The sequence below is a fragment of the Nostoc sp. DedQUE09 genome (assembly GCF_034530915.1).
GTDB lineage: Bacteria > Cyanobacteriota > Cyanobacteriia > Cyanobacteriales > Nostocaceae > Nostoc.
The window spans coordinates 246829-264733 of the sequence record NZ_JAVRCE010000001.1; the positions used below are offsets into that span (position 1 = coordinate 246829).

The following is a 17905-nucleotide window of genomic DNA, read 5'->3' on the forward strand; positions in this document are numbered from 1 at the left end:
GTTGAATTGAGAGTTGTTTCTTAACTCATAACTCATAACATTATTTGCTATCTAAAACACGTTGATTCTACCATCATCCATAATATATAACGAGCGATCGCCCGGAGAGCGCCAAGTCGGACGGAGTTCTAGCCGCAATGTGCCAAAGTTAAGTTTAGAGACAATTGCTTGTAGTGATAAACCCTTTTCGCTCCAAAATATCAAAGATGTATTTGGTTCTGTACCCTCTATTTCTTCTAAACTTAATTTCTGCCCTGGACTTAGGGATATTGCATCAGTCCCAGAGGGTTTTTGGATTTTAATCAGGTTAGGTGTGTTATTTACAACTTCAACTCGGATGTGTTGCCCAGGTGTAAACTGAATTGGGTGCGACCCACACTTAGAGGCACAAGTTCGAGCTAAAGTAGCAGTAGGATTATTGATTGATGCTACTATAATCGTAGCTACAACTAAAGCAAATGACAGAGGCTTAAACATAATACACAGTATAAATACTAAATACAAATATTACTTTAATTTAGTACTATTAAGCCTCAGCATATTTTCCAGAATTAAAACTTTGATGTGTTTTAGGTCAGCAAAAATTTGATAGCATCTACGCGACTCCGTTTTGGCGATCGCAATAAAATTATTTGTATAGTTGTAGGGGTGCAAGACCTTGCACCCCTACGATAAGATGTTTTTTAACTGGAATTCCCTAACCGAAGCGTCCACTGATATAATCCTCAGCTTCTTTGGTTTGAGGAGAACTGAACATTTGCGCGGTAGGATTAAACTCAACTAATTTGCCGCGACGTTTGCCTTGCTCGTCAATTTCTGTATTGAAGAAAGCCGTGAAATCTGCGACTCTAGAAGCTTGCTGCATATTGTGAGTCACCATGATGATGGTGTATTGCTGCTTGAGTTCCAAGCACAGTTCTTCTACTTGGCGGCTAGAAATTGGGTCGAGAGCAGAACATGGTTCATCCATCAATAATACATCTGGCTTCATTGCGATCGCACGAGCAATACAAAGTCGTTGTTGTTGTCCGCCAGATAATGCAGTACCCTTCTCTTTGAGTTTGTCTTTAACTTCATCCCAGATAGCAGCGCGTCTGAGGGAATCTTCCACCAATTCATCAATATTACCTTTGTAACCGTTAGCCCGCGGCCCAAAGGAAATATTTTCGTATATTGACTTGGGGAAAGGATTTGGTCTTTGAAAAACCATTCCCACTTGGCGGCGCAATTTTACAGAATTGATCTTAGGATCGTAAATGTTGCGATCGCGATAATTCAGTCTACCCTCAACCTTAGCTCCAGGGATTAAATCATTCATGCGATTGAAGCAACGCAATAAGGTACTTTTACCACATCCTGAAGGGCCAATAAAAGCAATAATTTGTTTTTCAGGAATCTTTAGATAGACATCTAAAAGTGCCAGAAATCCTCCATAATAGACCTTCACACCTTCAACATTGAACACACCATTATCTTGGTCGATTGTGGCAGTATCTGATTTACTTCTACTATTGCTATAATTCATTTTGCGTATTTCCTAATATCTGTGAAAGTATCCAATTAGATATTTAATTATCTAATGTATTGAAAAGCGTTGTCGGATATAAATTGCTACACCATTTAAAACTAAAATCAAGAGTAACAACGCAATAATTGTCGCTGCGGCTGCATCAGCAAAACCCGGTTCAGGACGAGTAATGTAACTGTAAATTTGAATGGGTAATGCCATAAATCTCTGGAACAAACCAGGGTTAAAGGTAAGAAAACCCACAGCACCGACAACAATTAGAGATGCTGCATCACCGATTGCACGGGATACAGAAATAATCACCCCTGTCAAAATACCGGGAATAGCATAAGGTAAAACGTGACTGCTGATAGTTCGCCATTTGGTGACACCTAAGCCATAGGAAGCATTTCTCAAGGAATCTGGAACGGCGCGAATTGCTTCTCTAGCTGTCACAATAATTACTGGCAAAGACAACAAAGATAAAGTCAATGCACCAGAAATCAAAGCGGGGCCAAACCCAAGCAAATAATTGAAAACTCCTAAACCCAGTAATCCGTAGACAATAGAAGGTACACCCGCCAGATTACTGATATTAATCTCAATAATCGCTGTCCACCAAGCTTTCGGTGCATACTCTTCTAGATATAAAGCTGCTCCCACACCAATAGGAACAGTAACCAAAATCACAATAGTTCCCAAAAGAACACTGCTGATAATTGCAGGACGGATACCACCTTGGTCAGGAAAACGAGAAGGAGTTTCTGTAAGAAAACCAGGTGTTAAAAATCTGCCTAATCCGTCTTTAAAAATATCAAAAAGTAGCAATGCTAGGATAAATAAACCAATTAGTAATCCTAATAAAAAAATTACTTCAAATACTTTTCCTAATGTCTCCCTACTTTCAACATTATCGGTAAATTCTGGTGTAGAATCTAGAGGATTATTTGGTTTATAACTTGTAGCCATACTTATTAATTAATCGTATTTTTCTTTAAAGCGATTTGCAATCCAGTAACTAACAATATTCAAAGCTAGGGTAATTAAAAACAAAACAGCACCTACAGCATATAATGTCTTGAAATTGAGACTACCACGCGGACTATCTCCACCAGAAATTTGTGCCATATAAGCTGTCATTGTTTCTATTGATTCCGCAAAATTAACAGTCAGCTTTGGCTGTAATCCGGCGGCGATGAGGACAGTCATTGTTTCACCCACAGCGCGAGAAATACCCAATATAATTGAGGCGATGATTCCAGAAAGTGCGGCTGGTAAAACTACTTTAAAAATGGTTTCTAGTTTAGTAATACCTATAGCATAAGATCCTTCTCGCAAAGAGCCTGGAACTGCTCGAATAGCATCTAAACTGATGGAGCCAACAGTAGGAGTAATCATTACCCCCATCATTAATCCTGCACTCAAGGCATTGAATATTTCCAGAGGAATAATATACCGTAGTAATGGTGTGACGAATAACAGCGCAAAGTAACCATATACTACTGTAGGTATTCCCGCTAAAAGCTCCACTGCTGGACGTAAAACTGCTGCCACTTTTGGTTGAGCATACTCACTTAAATAAATAGCAGAAGATAACCCCAAAGGAATAGCAACTGCCATTGCAATAGCTGTTGTTAAAAAAGTGCCATTAATTAACGGCCAAACGCCAAAATGTCTATCTGCAAATAGAGGTGTCCATTTAGTATCAAGAAAGAATTCAGCAAAGGAAACTTCTTGGAAAAAACCGAATGTCTCCTGAAAGATAATTACGACAATACCAAAGGTAGTCAGAACTGAGACTAAAGCACAAGCAAATAAAATTACTGCAACAATCTTTTCAGATATATCTTCAGAGGGATTTTTATCCAGTGACTGTCTAGATAATAGATAAGGATCTTTTTGAGAATTGATATTTTGCATAAACAGTTAACTTTTGACTCTACTCAGACTACAATAACTGAAATTTTATTTAAATAAAGTTTGTGATTGGTTCACCTGGTTTTGCTTTTTTAAATTTTGTCCCAGTTTCACCAGTAGCAAATTTTTGTTTGACTTTGACGTAAGCTTCATCTGGTAATGCCACATAACCAACACTATCTACCCACTTCCAAGAATTTTCTAGATAAAAATCTACAAATTCTTTGACTGCTGGCTTAGTATCTAAGGATTTTTTACTGACATATATAAACAGAGGACGAGACAAAGGTGTGTAGATATTTTTGATGACATTATCTACAGGAACTGGTTTTTCACATTTTCCTGTAGGACTTTCTACAGCAACTAAATTGAGTTTTTCTTGGTTTTGAATGTAGTAAGATATCCCGACATAACCCAAGGCTGATACATCACCTGACACACCTTGTACTAGGAGGTTTTGATTGTGACTCGGAGTGTAATCTGTACGACCATTCTTGGCTTTACCAGTAACAGCTTGAGTCATATAATCAAATGTTCCAGTATCAGAAGCTGGAGCATACAACTTCAGCTTTTCGTTGGGAAATTTGGGATTAACTTGATTCCAAGTCAAGATTTTACCATCTGATTTAGCACCCCAAATCTTGCCAAGTTCCTTAATAGTTAGACATTTGGCGAAGTTATTTTGACGGTTAGCAATCACGGCGATGCCGTCTAAAGCTATAGGCAACTCGACAAATTCAATATTCTTACTTTTACATTTTTTGATTTCTTCATCTCTAATAGTACGAGAAGCACCAGCAATATCAATATCGCCATTACAAAATTTACTGAAACCACCACCTGTACCACTTGAGGCAACACTAACCTTAGCCTCAGGCTTACCTCTGCCGTATTCTTCTGCAACTGCTAATGAAACAGGAAACCCTACAGCAGCACCATCAAGACTCACCTGACTTTTCAATTCTTGTCCACTGTTACATGCAGTGATACTGCTAGCACTAAGCATTAAAGATATTAGGAAAAAGCTATTTTGAAATCGGCTACGAAAGCTCATAAATTATCCATTGATATAAAGTGACTGATAATTCTTTCTACTTGACTATTTGTAAACTGTAGAGAATGCAACATGAAAAAAACAGATATCATGCTTTGCTCGCAGCTTGAACTTTGTCAAAAATTGCTCCATTTCCAAAAAACTTGTTTTGGATAATATCCCAACCACCTAAATCTTGAGATGTGAATAAAGTTTTAATTGGTGGATATTGTGATGCTACTTCTTGGCTAACGGTAGGGTTAACAGGACGATATTGTAATTTTGCGAATTCCTGTTGAGCTTCTGTGGAGTAAAGAAAATCAACAAATGCTTGTGCAACTTCTCTTGTACTGTGTTTATCGACGTTTTTATCAACTACCGCTACAGGATTATCAATGGAAATATTGACTTGGGGTACAATATAAGGCAACTTTGTCCCATTTTTACCCGCCAAAATTACCTCATTTTCATAGTTGATTAAGACATCTCCCTGACCTTTTTGGAAGAATAAATTGCTAGCTTCACGAGCATCTTTCGTTAGAATTGGGGTATTTTTATAAACTTTGGTGACGTAATCTAGCGCTGTTGCTTCATCACCACCTGTTAGAGTCACCGAACCCCAGAAAGCCAAGAATTCCCAGATAGCAATACCAGAAGTTTTTGGGTTAGCCGCAATCACTTTTACGCCATCTTTTGCCAAGTCTGCCCAATTCTGAATGCCTTTCGGATTGCCTTCGCGAGTTACGATCGCAGCAACCGATCTACTAACAATACCACTTCTCGGTGCTTTGGTTTCCCAACCTGATTTAATCAAACCTGCTTGTTGAATTTTGTTGACATCTAGGGGAAGTGCCAAATGTACTATGTCTGCTTCTTGCGAACCGTTAATGACAGCAGCAGTTTGAGCGCCAGAACCACCATAACTTTGCTCAAATGTAACGTTTTGATTGTGTTCTTGCTTCCACTTTTCGACAAATTTGGGAATTATCTGGTCATGAGCGGCTTTGGTGACAGAGAAAGATACAAGTTTTAGCTTAACATCATTTTTGCTAGCTGAACTGCTTCCAGAACAGGAAGCAACTGCTATACTCAAAAAAATACTTGTTAAAAACAGACTCACAAAGCTTTGTACACTGCGTCCATTCAACCAACTTTTAATTGCGTGTTGATACCGGAGTTGTATACTCTGCAAAGCTTTCATGACAGAAGCCTGTATCCCTTCACTTAGAAATTTACTTAACTGTGTCGGTTGTTGCGACTTGCTCATTAGAATCACCCCTAAATCTACGGTATTTCTACATACATACCGTGATTATGAGAATTATAGGGTATATAGAATAATATTTATCATCTGGATTAATTTTTTTTTACTTAGTGAACAAGTAACGATCAAAAGTAACAAATAAATCTGATTTACCAAGGCATTTCAAAAAACGGGTTTTTCTGCTGGAAAGCGAAACAATCCGGTTGCATACATAATATTTGCTAAAAAATATGTGATGAATAATACAAAACAGTAGTGGAAACTCGATTTTCTTTAACCAGTAAAGCTGTTTTTAAAATAAAGTAGCCGCACCATAGCATCTTGAGTATCATATTTAGCGATCGCCTTCATTAAGACTATCAATTATCTGTATATAAATGTCTAACTCTCAAAGCCATCAATACTTACAATAATTCCCTAAATTCTTCACGAGTTATTTGGCAATCGCGTATTATTTGTGCTAGCAAACCGCAACCAATTGTTTCATCTGAATGTAGGGGAACTACTGTACTACGCCCATCGCTATGTATCATAATATAATGATTGCCACGAATAGCCACTTCAAAACCGACTTTGCTAAGGGCTGCAATAACTTCACGTCCTGTGACGCTTGGGAATTGACTCATATCTCAACTGCGATTCGTTGAATACCAACAAAGTACAGTGAATCCTGCTGTTCTTCCTCAAATTCTAAACAAAGTTCAATCGCTTCTTTAATACGCTCCATTAACTTATCTAAAGTTTGGGCTTGCGTATGACAACAAGGAAGATTTGGGACAGAAGCAACAAAGTAGCTATCTGCATCTCGTTCGAGAATTACATTAAATTCTCGCTTCATCGCTCTTATTTTCTGAATTTATACTATATTAATTATTCTCTCATTATTAAAAGAGCGATCGCCCCTGTTGTGAGAATATATAATTAGGTAATAAGGTTTAAACACTCACCAACTGAGTCAGGCGTTTCAGTATACGTAGCACGTCGTACAACTCATTTCCAGGGTTACGCATTAAAAAACCCTTTGATAAAGCGTAACGTGGTGGATTTGCTTGCACTAATTTGACGAAAATGAACTCGCTTCCCGTAGCAATCATACCAAAACTAGGTTTATCATTATCTCGATTTCCTAACAGATAAGCAAGAATTTGTGCGAGTCCTTGTTCGACTGAAAACGAAGCTCTTTTAGACTCAATAATCATTAGCCAAAATTGCTCTTTTAAAACTAAGGTATCTATTCTACCTTTGATAATTACATCTTCATCTGGCACAGCAATATCTATAGATTCTTCTGATTTTACATAATACGGAGCTAGATAAAAATCCCCAATAAAAAGCAATGGGTCTACAACTGCCATTCTGACTACATCTTCCAGTAAAGGTGGGTAATTAAGAAGATTAAAATAACCCGTTTTTACCTTATCTAAAAGTTGTTTATCTAAATCATTGATTTCTGGTAAATCTTCTTGCCATTCACGGAAGAATGAGCCATCCAAAACTAACTCAATACCAAAGTTGTCAATTAAATAGCGTAAGTCGATGACCTTTGCTTGGATTGTTTGCGTCATATATTTTGGAGAGTGGAAAATAGGGCTTACACAAAATACCTTTAAAACTCTGATTTCTCCGTGCCCTCGGCGCTTCTGCGGTAGCCTGTGGCAAGCCGTTCGCGTGCGTCTCGTAGAGAAGCGTCTACGTTATTCCATAATAATTAATTGTTAATTACAAATTATTTTCACCTACTCATTAGTTGCTGCTTCCAGCCAAACTTCCACATCATCTGCTAGCAACTTCTGCGCTGCATCCATCATTGATGTTGCAATATCTTTGAGGTCTTCGCGATTGTTCAAGTAAGTTTTCAACGCTTCCATTGGGTCGATACTGCTACTTGCACTCAATTCAGGAATGCGAGGGCGAGCTAATTGACTCACTAATTCTGCTTGAATGGTGTAGGTGTGAGCAGGACTTAAAGCAGTATGTAGAGAGGGACTGTCAATTAAATCCATTTGTTCAGAGCGGAGTTTGTAAATTAGCCGCACTACAGCATCTTGAATATCATACTTGGCGATCGCTTTCATTAACACCGCTTGTGGCTCATCTGCTTTCGAGACATCCACCTCAATGGTGCGGAAAGTCCGAACTGTTAAGGGACAAAATTCCCATTGAGCGCTTCCCCGCTCCAGTTCCAGCATCACATAACCTTTGTCTTCTTTTTCTTCACTAAAATCTACCCGCTCAATACTGCCTGGATAAATTACCGGCGGGTTGTTGGATTTATTCAGATTTTGGTGGCGGTGGACGTGTCCCAATGCTACATAATCAAAACAAGGTCGCGTCAGCAAAGATAGGGGCAGAGTAAAGCCTTTACCCACCGCCAAAAAGCGTTCTGCACCCAAGCTAGCATTGTCAGACATCAAGTGAGCTAAAAGGATAGTAGGCACATTGGGGTCAAGACGCCGAACTTCCCCTTCTAAAACAACTCGCAGACGTTCCGTTAATAGTTGGTTGACTTCCGCCAAAGACAAACCTTCAGTCTCTTGGCGAGTCATCAAAGTAGAACGAGTCAGCCAAGGCAGGGTAATTACTTGCACTTTGCCATTACGGGTTTCGATGCAGTGCGTAGTTAATGTATCACCAACAACAAACCCTGGCACTCCCAAAGTGCGGTAAATATTTAAACTCGCCCCTCCCTGTCCTTGGGAATGTTGGTCGTGGTTGCCTACCAACAGCACTGTTGGAATATTGGCATCCATCAGACGGCGAAATTGGCTGGCAAAAGCTTGTTGTACATAAGGCGGTGGTGTAGCATCCGGGAAAGCATCGCCACCAAATATCACCATATCAACAGCATCTGTCAACGCTCGGTCAATACATATAGACAATGTGTTGACAAAATCCTCCAACCGTGTATTCAATCCCGTTGCCGGATTAATTCGTCCGTGGGAGAAGCCGCTTCCCATATGGATATCGGAGAGATGGAGGATTTTAATCATATTTGTCCTTTGTTTTTAGTCATTTGCCCTTTGTCTAATACTAATGACAAATACAACTCTTGGAGAGGCTGCACTTCTCTACGAGACGCTGCGCGTAGCTTGCTTCCCCGGAGGGGTACGGCTACGCTCTGTTACCACGCCAACGGCTTCTCTACGAGAGCGTTCGCGGTAGTTGAATCTCGACTTACTTCGACTACGCTCAGTACAAGTCGCTCAATTACCGCCCAGTTGAAACTCAGTACAAGTGACAAATGACAAATGACCAATGACTAAATATGAATTCCACATTCTGTTTTATCACTTCCCCGCCAGCGTCCGGCGCGTTCGTCTTCGCCTTCGCCTACTTTGGTGGTGATGGGTTGGTCGCCGATGCTGGGATAACCTTGGTCGTGGAGGGGGTTGTAGATGACTCCATGTTCAGCCACATAAACCCAACTATCTTGACGTGTCCAAGTAGCGATAGGATTTACTTTCAGCCGACCTTTACCATCAAATTCAAATATGGGCATATTCGCACGGGTTACTGCTTGGTCACGGCGGCGTCCGGTAATCCAAGCGACGCTGTTGAGTTCGTCTAAACCCCGTAGTAGTGGTTCAATTTTTGTAATGTGGTGGAATTTGGCAATATCCGTGTCCCAGAGTTTGTCGCCGTACTTAGCTTCAAAGGCTTCGCGGGTGTCTACATCTGGAGTTTTGAAAGTTTGCAAATCCAGGTTGTAGATTTGTTTGGCTTTGGCAACTAATTCTAGGCTTTCAGGGAAGTGGTGCAAAGTGTCGAGAAAGATCACAGGAACGGGATGCTTCAGTTCGCTGTAAAGAATATGGGTAATTATCATGTCATCCACGTTAAAGGCGCTTGTTTGCACCAGTCCCGTTGGGATATTCTCTATAGACCATGCCAGTATGTCTTTGGGAGTGGCAGTTTCAAATTGTTCATTTAATTTGTCTAAGTCAAAAGCGATCGCTTGGTTTCTAGATGCCGTGGAGACTGTCATGATAATCTTCTATTCAAATATTTCTACCTTGATTAAGATCGATCTTACTGCATTAAGACGCGTATTCCGCTCGGAGATAAGGTAATTATTTTGTGTGGAAATTACTACATTTTGAGAATGGAGAATGAAGAGCAAGCACAAGAAAAATAACCATATTTTATACTTGGCAACAATTAATACATAAATTAAAGTGAGAAGTTTATTAAGAAAATTTACGATAATTTAAGTTTTACAGGATTTTTATAGATATTTATACTGATTTTGATATGGTTAAGGAACTATTAATAAAAAGGATTTTACTTAAATGAACAACGCAAAATTCAGCAATCCATTAGGCCAGTCTATAATTATGGGCGCTTTAATGATGTTAACCAGCGTTGGGGTTATTACAATAATGAACTTTTTCTAAGATCAAGATTTCTCATTTTAGCAATAAGACTTCATATAGTCCCGCTCAAAGCTGAGTGGGACTTTTACTTTTTTCATTTAAATCAATCCGTGTGTATTAATTTTCGGCTGTGACTTTCGGCAAAGAATAATTCCGAAGCCGTGTTATTACGCAGTTTTGCAGTCAGAGAATTTAGAATAGGGATGCGATCGCTATTTCCTTTACCCTAGTGCCCAACTGGCGCTTTCACTCCTGCACCGCCTTTACCTAGAAATAGCAACAGAGGTAATGAGCAAAGAAACCCTATCCCTACTACTCGAAAGCAATCTGCGTAAGATAAAACCGCAGCTTGAATATCTACTGTTTGACTTAATAAAGCTAGTGCTTGTTGTTGCGCTGTTGTCGCATCCATACCTTGGCTTTGGAGTACCCCGTTGAGCGCATCAAGGCGCTGACTGGTTTCTGAGTCATAAGGACTAAGTTTTGCTAACAAGATGGCTCGATGAAAAGCTTCTCGCCGATCAAGCAAAGTGGTGAGTAGAGCAATGCCAATGCTACCACCCAATTGTCGGGTGAGGTTGTAGAAACCAGAGCCGGCAGAAATATCCTGTTTGGGTAGCGGGCCTAAAACTGCCAAACTCAAAGGCAGAAACATCAACACAGTAAAAGCCCCACGCCATACCAATGGCCAAAATAAATCATCTATGCCAGTTTGTGGGGTAATTGCTGCTAGTTGAAACATGACTCCAGACGAGCCGACAGCACCCATTGCGATTAAAAATCGGGCATCAATCTTACTAGACAGTTTGCCTAATAAAACCATAACGATCGCAGACGCTAAAGCACCAGGCGCTAACAATAGTCCTGTCTGCGTCGCCGTAAAGTGCAGCACACTCTGAGCAAATATCGGCACAGCAAAGAGTGTGCCATAAAGCCCCATACCCACCACTGCTGAGAGAACGCTTCCCGCAGCTAAAGAACGGTGGCGCAAAACTCTCAAATCAACGGCAGGGTGATCTGTTTTCACTTCTTGCCAAATAAACAACCCCAAGCCGATAATACTGGCGATCGCTAATGTGGTGATGAAACTGGAGGAAAACCAGTCCTCTTTCTCTCCTTCCTCTAACAAAGTTTGCATACACCCAATAGCGATAACTAAAAACCCAATCCCGAACCAATCGACGGCTTGGCTTTGTGTCTCACTTTTGTCTTTGTCTTTGGGCAAAAATACCACTGACATCGCCACTGCAACGATCCCGAAGGGAATATTAACAAAGAAAATCCACCGCCAGCCTAAACCATCTACCAAAAATCCCCCTAAAGTTGGGCCGATGGCTGGGCCAGCAATTACACCTACTCCAAAAACTGCCTGTGCTAAACCTTGTTCAGCAGGTGGAAATGTCTCGAATAAAATCGCTTGGGCTTTAGCTAGCAACCCTCCACCACACAAACCTTGAAGAATTCGAGAAAAAACTAGCATCGGCAGATTAAATGCCAAACCGCATAAAACCGAGGCCAGGGTAAAGCCAATCAACGAGAAGATAAAGTAGGTTTTGCGTCCAAAGTAATCTCCCAGCCATGCAGATAAGGGAATTAAGACGACATTTGCGATCGCATATCCAGTTACCACCCAGCCAACTTCACTAACAGTTGCACCCAAACTTGCCTGTATATCTGTCAGGGCAACGTTAACAATACTAGTATCAATTACTTCTAGTATTGCACCGAGGGAAGCCGTAAAAGCGATCGCCCACTTCAATGGCCCGTGGACATAACCAAATTGGTCAAAACTAGAACCTTTAATGTTGATAGCCATTATTTAGCACAAATAATATTTGGGAGATGTCAAGGAATGCCAAAGCTAAAATTAAGTATTGTATATATACGCTACGGTAGCGTATCATATTAAAACGGTCAAGAAAGTTTTTCCTGAAAAGCGGCAGAAATACCTATGCTAAAGATGGATGGTCATTGCAATACTGCTCGGTTAAGCATTTTTAACTCGGCATTAAGTTTGGGGAAAAGGTTAAAGGGTAAAGGGTAAAGGTTTTTTCTTTCCCCTTTTCCCCTTAACCGACAAGTATTGATGGTCATTGCTGCTGTTTTAGGGCATAAAAATTGGGTTATGAGGTGGGTTATGAGGCTTATTTCGTTTCCCAGAAGCTATCTTCTATGCCCAAAAGTAGGAGCAAATGGCCAAGAAGATATTGCTTGGGGATGATATTTTTATGAGTAAGCAAATCAACAGCACCTCTGGCCGCCCACGCAGCATCCACGCCGACCAAGCGATTCTGCAAGCAACTTTGGATCTGCTTGCAGAGGTAGGATATGAAAGCATGAGTATAGAAGCGATCGCTTCTCGTGCTGGAGTTGGTAAAACAACCATCTATCGGCGTTATACTTCCAAAGAAGAACTAGTTGCAGACGCGATAGAAAGTCTCAGAGATGATTTAGCGATCCCCAATACCGACAGCTTTTGGGGAGATATGGATATCCTGATTAAGAATGCCGCCAAAAAAATAGATAGTCCCCTTGGTCGTCAGACACTTGCGCTGATTGTTAGTACAGCGTCTAGCAATCCTCAATTTGCCGAAGTGTATTGGACAAAATATACCAAACTCAGACGTGAAGCCTTTTCTAAAATACTTGAGCGTGCCAAGTCCAGAGGCGAAATTCACAAGGATGCAGACGTAGACTTAATTATCGACCTTGTAAGCGGTTCACTATATTATGCACTGATCTTCAAACCCACAACCGAGCCAGTAGAAGCATACATGCGCCGCACCATGAACCTTCTGCTCAAAGGTATAGGGAATGGGGGATAGGACATAGGGAACAATTCTTATAAGTTCTCATTCCCAATTCCCAATTCCCCATTCCCAACTTGTTAGCAAAATAACTTTCCATCATAGGTCATAAATGAGATGATGGAGGAATTAGAGAAAAAGGTGAACAATTGTTATTTTTCTCCTTCCGCTTCTGGTTGCAGAATGGCATCACAGTATTGAATGAGGGTTGTCAAGCGATCGCTAATCGTTTGAAGTCTCGTTTGTACAGTAGATGCTTGCCGCGCTCCTTGGAAAAACATCACATCTATTTCCAACAGGCGCAATTGCTTGCTCATCTCCGTTTGATAAGACTGCACTCGCCAGTTTTCATCAGCCAAAGGCACAATCTGTTGCCCGAAAAATTGCTGCAACGTGGCTACACGCTGCCGCAGTTCTGGCGCAACGATTTGGGTAGTTGTGGCATCGGAGCGTAATTGCTCTAATAAAGTTACGAATGCCAGATATTTCTCACGGTTTAAAGACATCCAGTGCTAGTTAAGATAGTATTAATGTCAAGTAATTTTTCTTCTACAATAAACTTTCTTAAACACTTATCAGCACTAAAAGCCTCAAATCTCGATTTGGGGCTTTGTTTGCCATCAATGGATTTTCTTTCTTTAACGATCCTTGAAACTCAAACTGGATGACTACCAAACGCTTCTGCGTAGCTAAGGCTATGCTATTGCAATTGGAGAAATCCTTACACTGCTTTTTTCACCCGTCTTTGGGCAACGGCATCTTTTCAGGGCGATGCTGCTAGTTTTATTTATCATTCACTTATCTACCGATCCTCTCTAAACCCAAATTGTATGAGCAGTATAGCGATAAATTCATCAGTTGACCTTGCCATTCCCGAATGGTTAAAAAAATGTTTGAAGGAGTCATCAACAATTAGCGGTGCAGCGGAAGATGACCGAAGGCATAATGATGCCGTCTTAATTGGTCGGGCATTTGAATTTGCTTACAAACTGCATGAAGGCCAATACCGCAAATCGGGAGAACCATACATCGCCCATCCCATTGCTGTGGCTGAATTGCTGCGTGATTTGGGAGGCAGTGCTGCTATGATAGCAGCTGGATTTCTCCATGATGTCGTTGAAGATACAGAAGTTACAAGTCAAGAAATAGAAGAACGCTTTGGCCCAGAAGTGCGGCAATTGGTTGAAGGCGTCACCAAGCTTTCTAAGATCAATTTCACCAGCAAAACCGAAAGCCAAGCCGAAAACTTCCGGCGGATGTTTTTGGCAATGGCGCAAGATATTCGGGTAATTGTGGTGAAATTGGCAGATCGTTTGCATAATATGCGAACTTTACAATACATGTCAGAAGCCAGCCGCCGCCGCAGTGCCCAGGAAACGCGAGATATATTCGCACCTTTAGCCAATCGCTTGGGAATTTGGCGAATTAAATGGGAACTGGAAGATTTGGCTTTTAAGTATTTGGAACCAGAAGCTTTTCGCCAAATGCAAGAGCATGTTTCCGAAAAACGGACGGCGCGAGAAGAGAAGTTGGCCAAAGCTACAGATATTTTGCGAGAACGTTTGCAGCAAGCCGGAATCCGCTTTCAGGATATTAGCGGTCGCCCCAAGCACCTTTATAGCATTTACCAAAAAATGCACCGCCAGCAAAAGGAATTTCATGAAATTTACGATTTGGCGGCGCTGCGAATAATTGTTCAAACCAATGAAGAATGTTATCGGGCGTTGGCGGTGGTTCATGATGCTTTTCGCCCAATTCCTGGCAGATTTAAGGACTATATTGGACTACCAAAGCCTAACCGTTACCAGTCGTTGCATACTGGGGTGATTGGATTAACTGGCCGTCCTTTAGAAGTGCAAATTCGGACAATCGAAATGCATCATATCGCCGAGTATGGGATTGCCGCCCATTGGAAGTACAAAGAAACAGGAGGTTCTAGTATTAGCCATTTGACAGCGACAGATGACAAGTTTACTTGGCTGCGGCAGCTGCTGGAATGGCAAACTGATCTCAAGGATGCACAAGAATATCTTGATAGCGTCAAAGATAATCTATTTGAAGATGATGTCTATGTCTTCACCCCTAAGGGGGATGTTGTTCCTTTAAGCCCCGGTTCTACCACGGTGGATTTTGCTTATCGGATTCATACGGAAGTGGGAAACCATTGTTCAGGGGCGCGGGTGAATGGGCGAATGGTATCTCTTTCAACACGGCTACATAATGGCGATATTGTAGAAGTTCTCACCCAAAAGAACTGCCATCCGAGTCTGGATTGGTTGAACTTTGTGAGAAGTTCGGCGGCGAAATATCGGATAAAACAATGGTACAAGCGATCGCGCCGGGAAGAAAATGTCGCCCGTGGACGAGAATTGTTAGAAAAGGAACTTGGTAAAACTGGTTTTGATAGTTTGCTAAAGTCGGATGCGATGCATATTGTCGCCGAAAAGTGTAACTACCACAGTGTGGAAGATTTACTCGCTGGTTTGGGTTATGGAGAAATTACGTTGAACCTAGTGCTAAATCGCTGGCGAGAAGTAGCGAAGGGACAACAACCAGTTGCCACTGTGTCGCTATTTATCCCCAAAGAACCAGCGACATCAAAAGCTTTACGAGATGCACCTCCAACTACCTCACGTTCCACTGATTCGCCAATTTTTGGGGTGGAAGGTTTGGTATATTATTTAGCTGGGTGTTGTACCCCGATTCCTGGCGAACCAATTATTGGTGTGGTAACGCGAGGTAGGGGGATTTCAATTCATCGCCAAGGCTGCCATAATCTGGAAACTGTGGAGTATGAGCGCTTAGTACCAGTTAGGTGGAACCCAGCCGCCGAAAATAGTGGTCGTCCGCACACTTACCCTGTGGATGTTCAAATTGAAGCTCTTGACCGCGTAGGAGTACTAAAAGATATTTTGTCACGGTTGAGTGACCAAGGAATCAATGTCCGCCATGCTCAGGTGAAAACCTCTGTTGGTCAACCTGCATTGATCGACTTAGGAATAGATATACGCGATCGCTCTCAACTAGAGCAAGTGTTTGTCCAAATTAAGAAAATGACTGACATTTTGAATATCCGCCGCGTTGGTCAAATTGACGAGTAGGTAATTGGTAGGTGCGTTAACGCAGTGTAACGCACCAGTTTAAGTTGCGATTTTACTCTCAAGTTTTAAATTTTGAGTTGTAGCAAAGCGGTAATCAACCATAGGTCTGGTTTTTCCTATCTGATCGCCATGCCTACCAACAGTGGTTAAGATCCTTAGCAGACAACATTCCTAACCTGTGCGTAATTTGTGTGGCACATGGTAGCCCAATTACCAAGAATTGTGCTGAACGATTGCAAGATGCAGCTGATCGCCTTCGATGATGAGAAATGCAAAATTGCTCAAATGATTTGCTCGTGTCCAATAGACTTCTTGGCATTTGTTGGGGTAAAGGGGAAGGTGGGGTCCCCTCTGGGGAAAAGGGTAAAGAAACTCAAAATCCTTTCCCTTTAACCTTTTTCCTTTTCCCTAAGAGTGCAAAAATATATTTTTGCAAGAGGTCCAATGCTTTCAGTGTCGTCTTTTGGGCAACGTAACATGAGCCACTACATCACATCTAAAAGTCTTGCGACTCCTCTAACTTGTCTCCACAACACTTACAAACTTCTGGCTGGTAGCCTATAACGAAGTGTAGGCGTAACCCGTCGTAGCAATCGCTTCTAATGGCAAAATTACTGTAAATGTAGACCCTTTTCCTAGCTGTGAATCTACTTTAATTTCACCATCCATTAACTGAACCAATCGAGAGACTATTGCTAAACCTAATCCTGTACCATCAGAACTTTGCACTTGGGGAGCAGTTACTTCCCGAAAATAAGGATTGAAGATTTGTGCTTGAGCATCTGGAGAAATACCAATACCACTATCAGTAACAGAAATAGCCCACTGCTGTTGAGATACCGTCCAGCACTCCAAATGAATTGAACCAGATTCTGTGTAGCGAATTGCGTTACTCAGTAGATTTGTCAGAATTTGCTGAAGCCGAAGAGGATCTGTGTTAACTTGACTTGGGGCGCGTTCGCATTCAACAACCAAGGATAATTCTTTAGCACGCGCTAATGGTTCAATCATCTCTAAAACAAAGTTGATTAAACTACGCACATCGGTTAAAGTAGGCTGCAATTTCATCTGTCCGGCATCATAGCGTGAAATTTCCAGAGTATCGTTAATTAACCGGACAAGAAGTCTACCACTCTTGAGAACTCGCTCGATACTTTCAAGATTTGCATAGGTGTCTTTGAGTTCTGGTTGTTGACGCTGCTGGCGCAGAAATAAGTCTGCGTAACCGATGATTGAAGTCAGGGGCGTTTTCAGTTCATGAGCCAAATGAGAGATACTATCTTTATTAGCGCGAACCAAGCGAGTTAGCTCTTGGTTAGTCAAGCGCAACTGACTTTGGAGTTGTTTAAGCTCTTGTAATCGTCCTTGAGTATAACTGTTAAAACAACGAGCGATCGCTTCATCGATTACTGTATCAATCAGGCGAACAGCCCTTAGTACTTCTTGTGCAGATCCTTGTAATAAATCTTCTTCTAAAAAGGAAAAAATCACAAACCGGAGTAAACGATACTCTCGCGCAATTTCCGCTGGTTCAAATCCCTGTTCGGCCCGAAGTGTGCCGTGTTCTAAACTTGCATCTACTACTGTCTGCAAATCGCTCGTTTCAGATTCAGAAAGTACTGTTGCTAATGCTTTCAAAACACGGGGTAAGCTATCCCGTACAGCTTTGAAAGTAAGTTCATTAGTAGCTTCAATTTGTTGATCCTGATAAACCGCTTCTACCCATTGAGCGAGAATGGCATCACTTTTTGCAATTAGAGTCTGACTAAAATCCATCTTTTGCCTAACCAAACACAGCGAAGCCTGTTCCAGTAGAGGTAGATTAGTACGTTTAATGTCAAGTTCGCACCTGACAGAAGATAGAGTTTAGTGAAAAGACAGCTTCTTACGGAACTAATTACTT

The 17905-nt window shown here is 41.3% G+C and carries 17 protein-coding genes; 3 read left to right on the forward strand and 14 right to left on the reverse strand.

Annotation, left to right across the window (positions count from 1 at the left end):
- Positions 1-51: 51 nt before the first annotated feature.
- From RMY27_RS01030 to RMY27_RS01075, 10 genes are all read right to left on the reverse strand, one after another.
- Positions 52-477: a hypothetical protein gene (locus RMY27_RS01030; RefSeq protein WP_322659655.1), complete on the reverse strand. Its 426-nt coding sequence runs from the start codon at positions 475-477 to the stop codon at positions 52-54.
- A 220-nt stretch (positions 478-697) separates the two neighbouring features.
- Positions 698-1525 (reverse strand): phosphate ABC transporter ATP-binding protein PstB, encoded by an 828-nt coding sequence (pstB, locus tag RMY27_RS01035; protein WP_322659657.1) that lies wholly within the window; start codon positions 1523-1525, stop codon positions 698-700.
- A gap of 51 nt (positions 1526-1576) precedes the next feature.
- Positions 1577-2476 (reverse strand): phosphate ABC transporter permease PstA, encoded by a 900-nt coding sequence (gene pstA, locus RMY27_RS01040; RefSeq protein ID WP_322659660.1) that lies wholly within the window; start codon positions 2474-2476, stop codon positions 1577-1579.
- Between the two features lie 9 nt (positions 2477-2485).
- Positions 2486-3427: a phosphate ABC transporter permease subunit PstC gene (pstC, locus tag RMY27_RS01045; RefSeq protein ID WP_322659662.1), complete on the reverse strand. Its 942-nt coding sequence runs from the start codon at positions 3425-3427 to the stop codon at positions 2486-2488.
- A 49-nt stretch (positions 3428-3476) separates the two neighbouring features.
- Positions 3477-4478 carry a PstS family phosphate ABC transporter substrate-binding protein gene (locus RMY27_RS01050; RefSeq protein ID WP_322659664.1) on the reverse strand — a complete coding sequence of 334 codons (1002 nt, stop codon included), beginning with the start codon at positions 4476-4478 and terminating at the stop codon, positions 3477-3479.
- Positions 4479-4566: 88 nt separating this feature from the next.
- Positions 4567-5724: a sulfate ABC transporter substrate-binding protein gene (locus tag RMY27_RS01055; protein ID WP_322659666.1), complete on the reverse strand. Its 1158-nt coding sequence runs from the start codon at positions 5722-5724 to the stop codon at positions 4567-4569.
- A 401-nt stretch (positions 5725-6125) separates the two neighbouring features.
- Positions 6126-6347, reverse strand: coding sequence for a type II toxin-antitoxin system HicA family toxin (locus RMY27_RS01060; protein WP_322659668.1), 222 nt, complete (start codon positions 6345-6347; stop codon positions 6126-6128).
- Positions 6344-6559: a type II toxin-antitoxin system HicB family antitoxin gene (locus RMY27_RS01065; protein ID WP_322659670.1), complete on the reverse strand. Its 216-nt coding sequence runs from the start codon at positions 6557-6559 to the stop codon at positions 6344-6346. Before RMY27_RS01065 ends, RMY27_RS01060 begins: the two co-directional genes overlap by 4 nt.
- Positions 6560-6656: 97 nt before the next feature.
- Positions 6657-7286, reverse strand: a complete 630-nt coding sequence (locus RMY27_RS01070; RefSeq protein WP_322659672.1) for a restriction endonuclease subunit R — start codon at positions 7284-7286, stop codon at positions 6657-6659.
- A 171-nt stretch (positions 7287-7457) separates the two neighbouring features.
- A complete protein-coding gene (locus RMY27_RS01075) occupies positions 7458-8711 on the reverse strand; it encodes an exonuclease SbcCD subunit D (protein WP_322659674.1) in 1254 nt (417 codons plus the stop codon).
- 43 nt (positions 8712-8754) lie between these two features.
- On the opposite strand from RMY27_RS01075, the gene RMY27_RS01080 reads away from it, so the two are divergent.
- On the forward strand, positions 8755-8883 hold the full coding sequence (locus RMY27_RS01080) for a hypothetical protein (protein ID WP_322659675.1): 129 nt from the start codon (positions 8755-8757) through the stop codon (positions 8881-8883).
- Positions 8884-8980: 97 nt separating this feature from the next.
- Here RMY27_RS01080 and cysH read toward each other — a convergent pair whose 3' ends face one another.
- Both cysH and RMY27_RS01090 read right to left on the reverse strand, forming a co-directional pair.
- Positions 8981-9706 carry a phosphoadenosine phosphosulfate reductase gene (cysH, locus tag RMY27_RS01085; protein WP_322659677.1) on the reverse strand — a complete coding sequence of 242 codons (726 nt, stop codon included), beginning with the start codon at positions 9704-9706 and terminating at the stop codon, positions 8981-8983.
- Between the two features lie 614 nt (positions 9707-10320).
- Complete coding sequence (locus RMY27_RS01090) at positions 10321-11910, reverse strand: DHA2 family efflux MFS transporter permease subunit (protein WP_322659679.1); 1590 nt, start codon at positions 11908-11910, stop codon at positions 10321-10323.
- A gap of 412 nt (positions 11911-12322) precedes the next feature.
- Between RMY27_RS01090 and RMY27_RS01095 the strand changes: the two genes are divergently transcribed.
- Positions 12323-12919 (forward strand): TetR/AcrR family transcriptional regulator, encoded by a 597-nt coding sequence (locus tag RMY27_RS01095; RefSeq protein WP_322659680.1) that lies wholly within the window; start codon positions 12323-12325, stop codon positions 12917-12919.
- Positions 12920-13053: 134 nt separating this feature from the next.
- On the opposite strand, the gene patD is transcribed toward RMY27_RS01095, so the two are convergent.
- Positions 13054-13407: a heterocyst frequency control protein PatD gene (gene patD, locus RMY27_RS01100; protein WP_194042053.1), complete on the reverse strand. Its 354-nt coding sequence runs from the start codon at positions 13405-13407 to the stop codon at positions 13054-13056.
- Between the two features lie 324 nt (positions 13408-13731).
- Here patD and RMY27_RS01105 point away from each other — a divergent pair, with 324 nt between their 5' ends.
- Entirely contained in the window at positions 13732-16002 is a 2271-nt protein-coding gene (locus RMY27_RS01105) for a bifunctional (p)ppGpp synthetase/guanosine-3',5'-bis(diphosphate) 3'-pyrophosphohydrolase (protein ID WP_322659681.1), read from the forward strand.
- Positions 16003-16560: 558 nt separating this feature from the next.
- Here RMY27_RS01105 and RMY27_RS01110 read toward each other — a convergent pair.
- Positions 16561-17778: a HAMP domain-containing sensor histidine kinase gene (locus tag RMY27_RS01110; RefSeq protein WP_322659682.1), complete on the reverse strand. Its 1218-nt coding sequence runs from the start codon at positions 17776-17778 to the stop codon at positions 16561-16563.
- Positions 17779-17905: the final 127 nt, after the last annotated feature.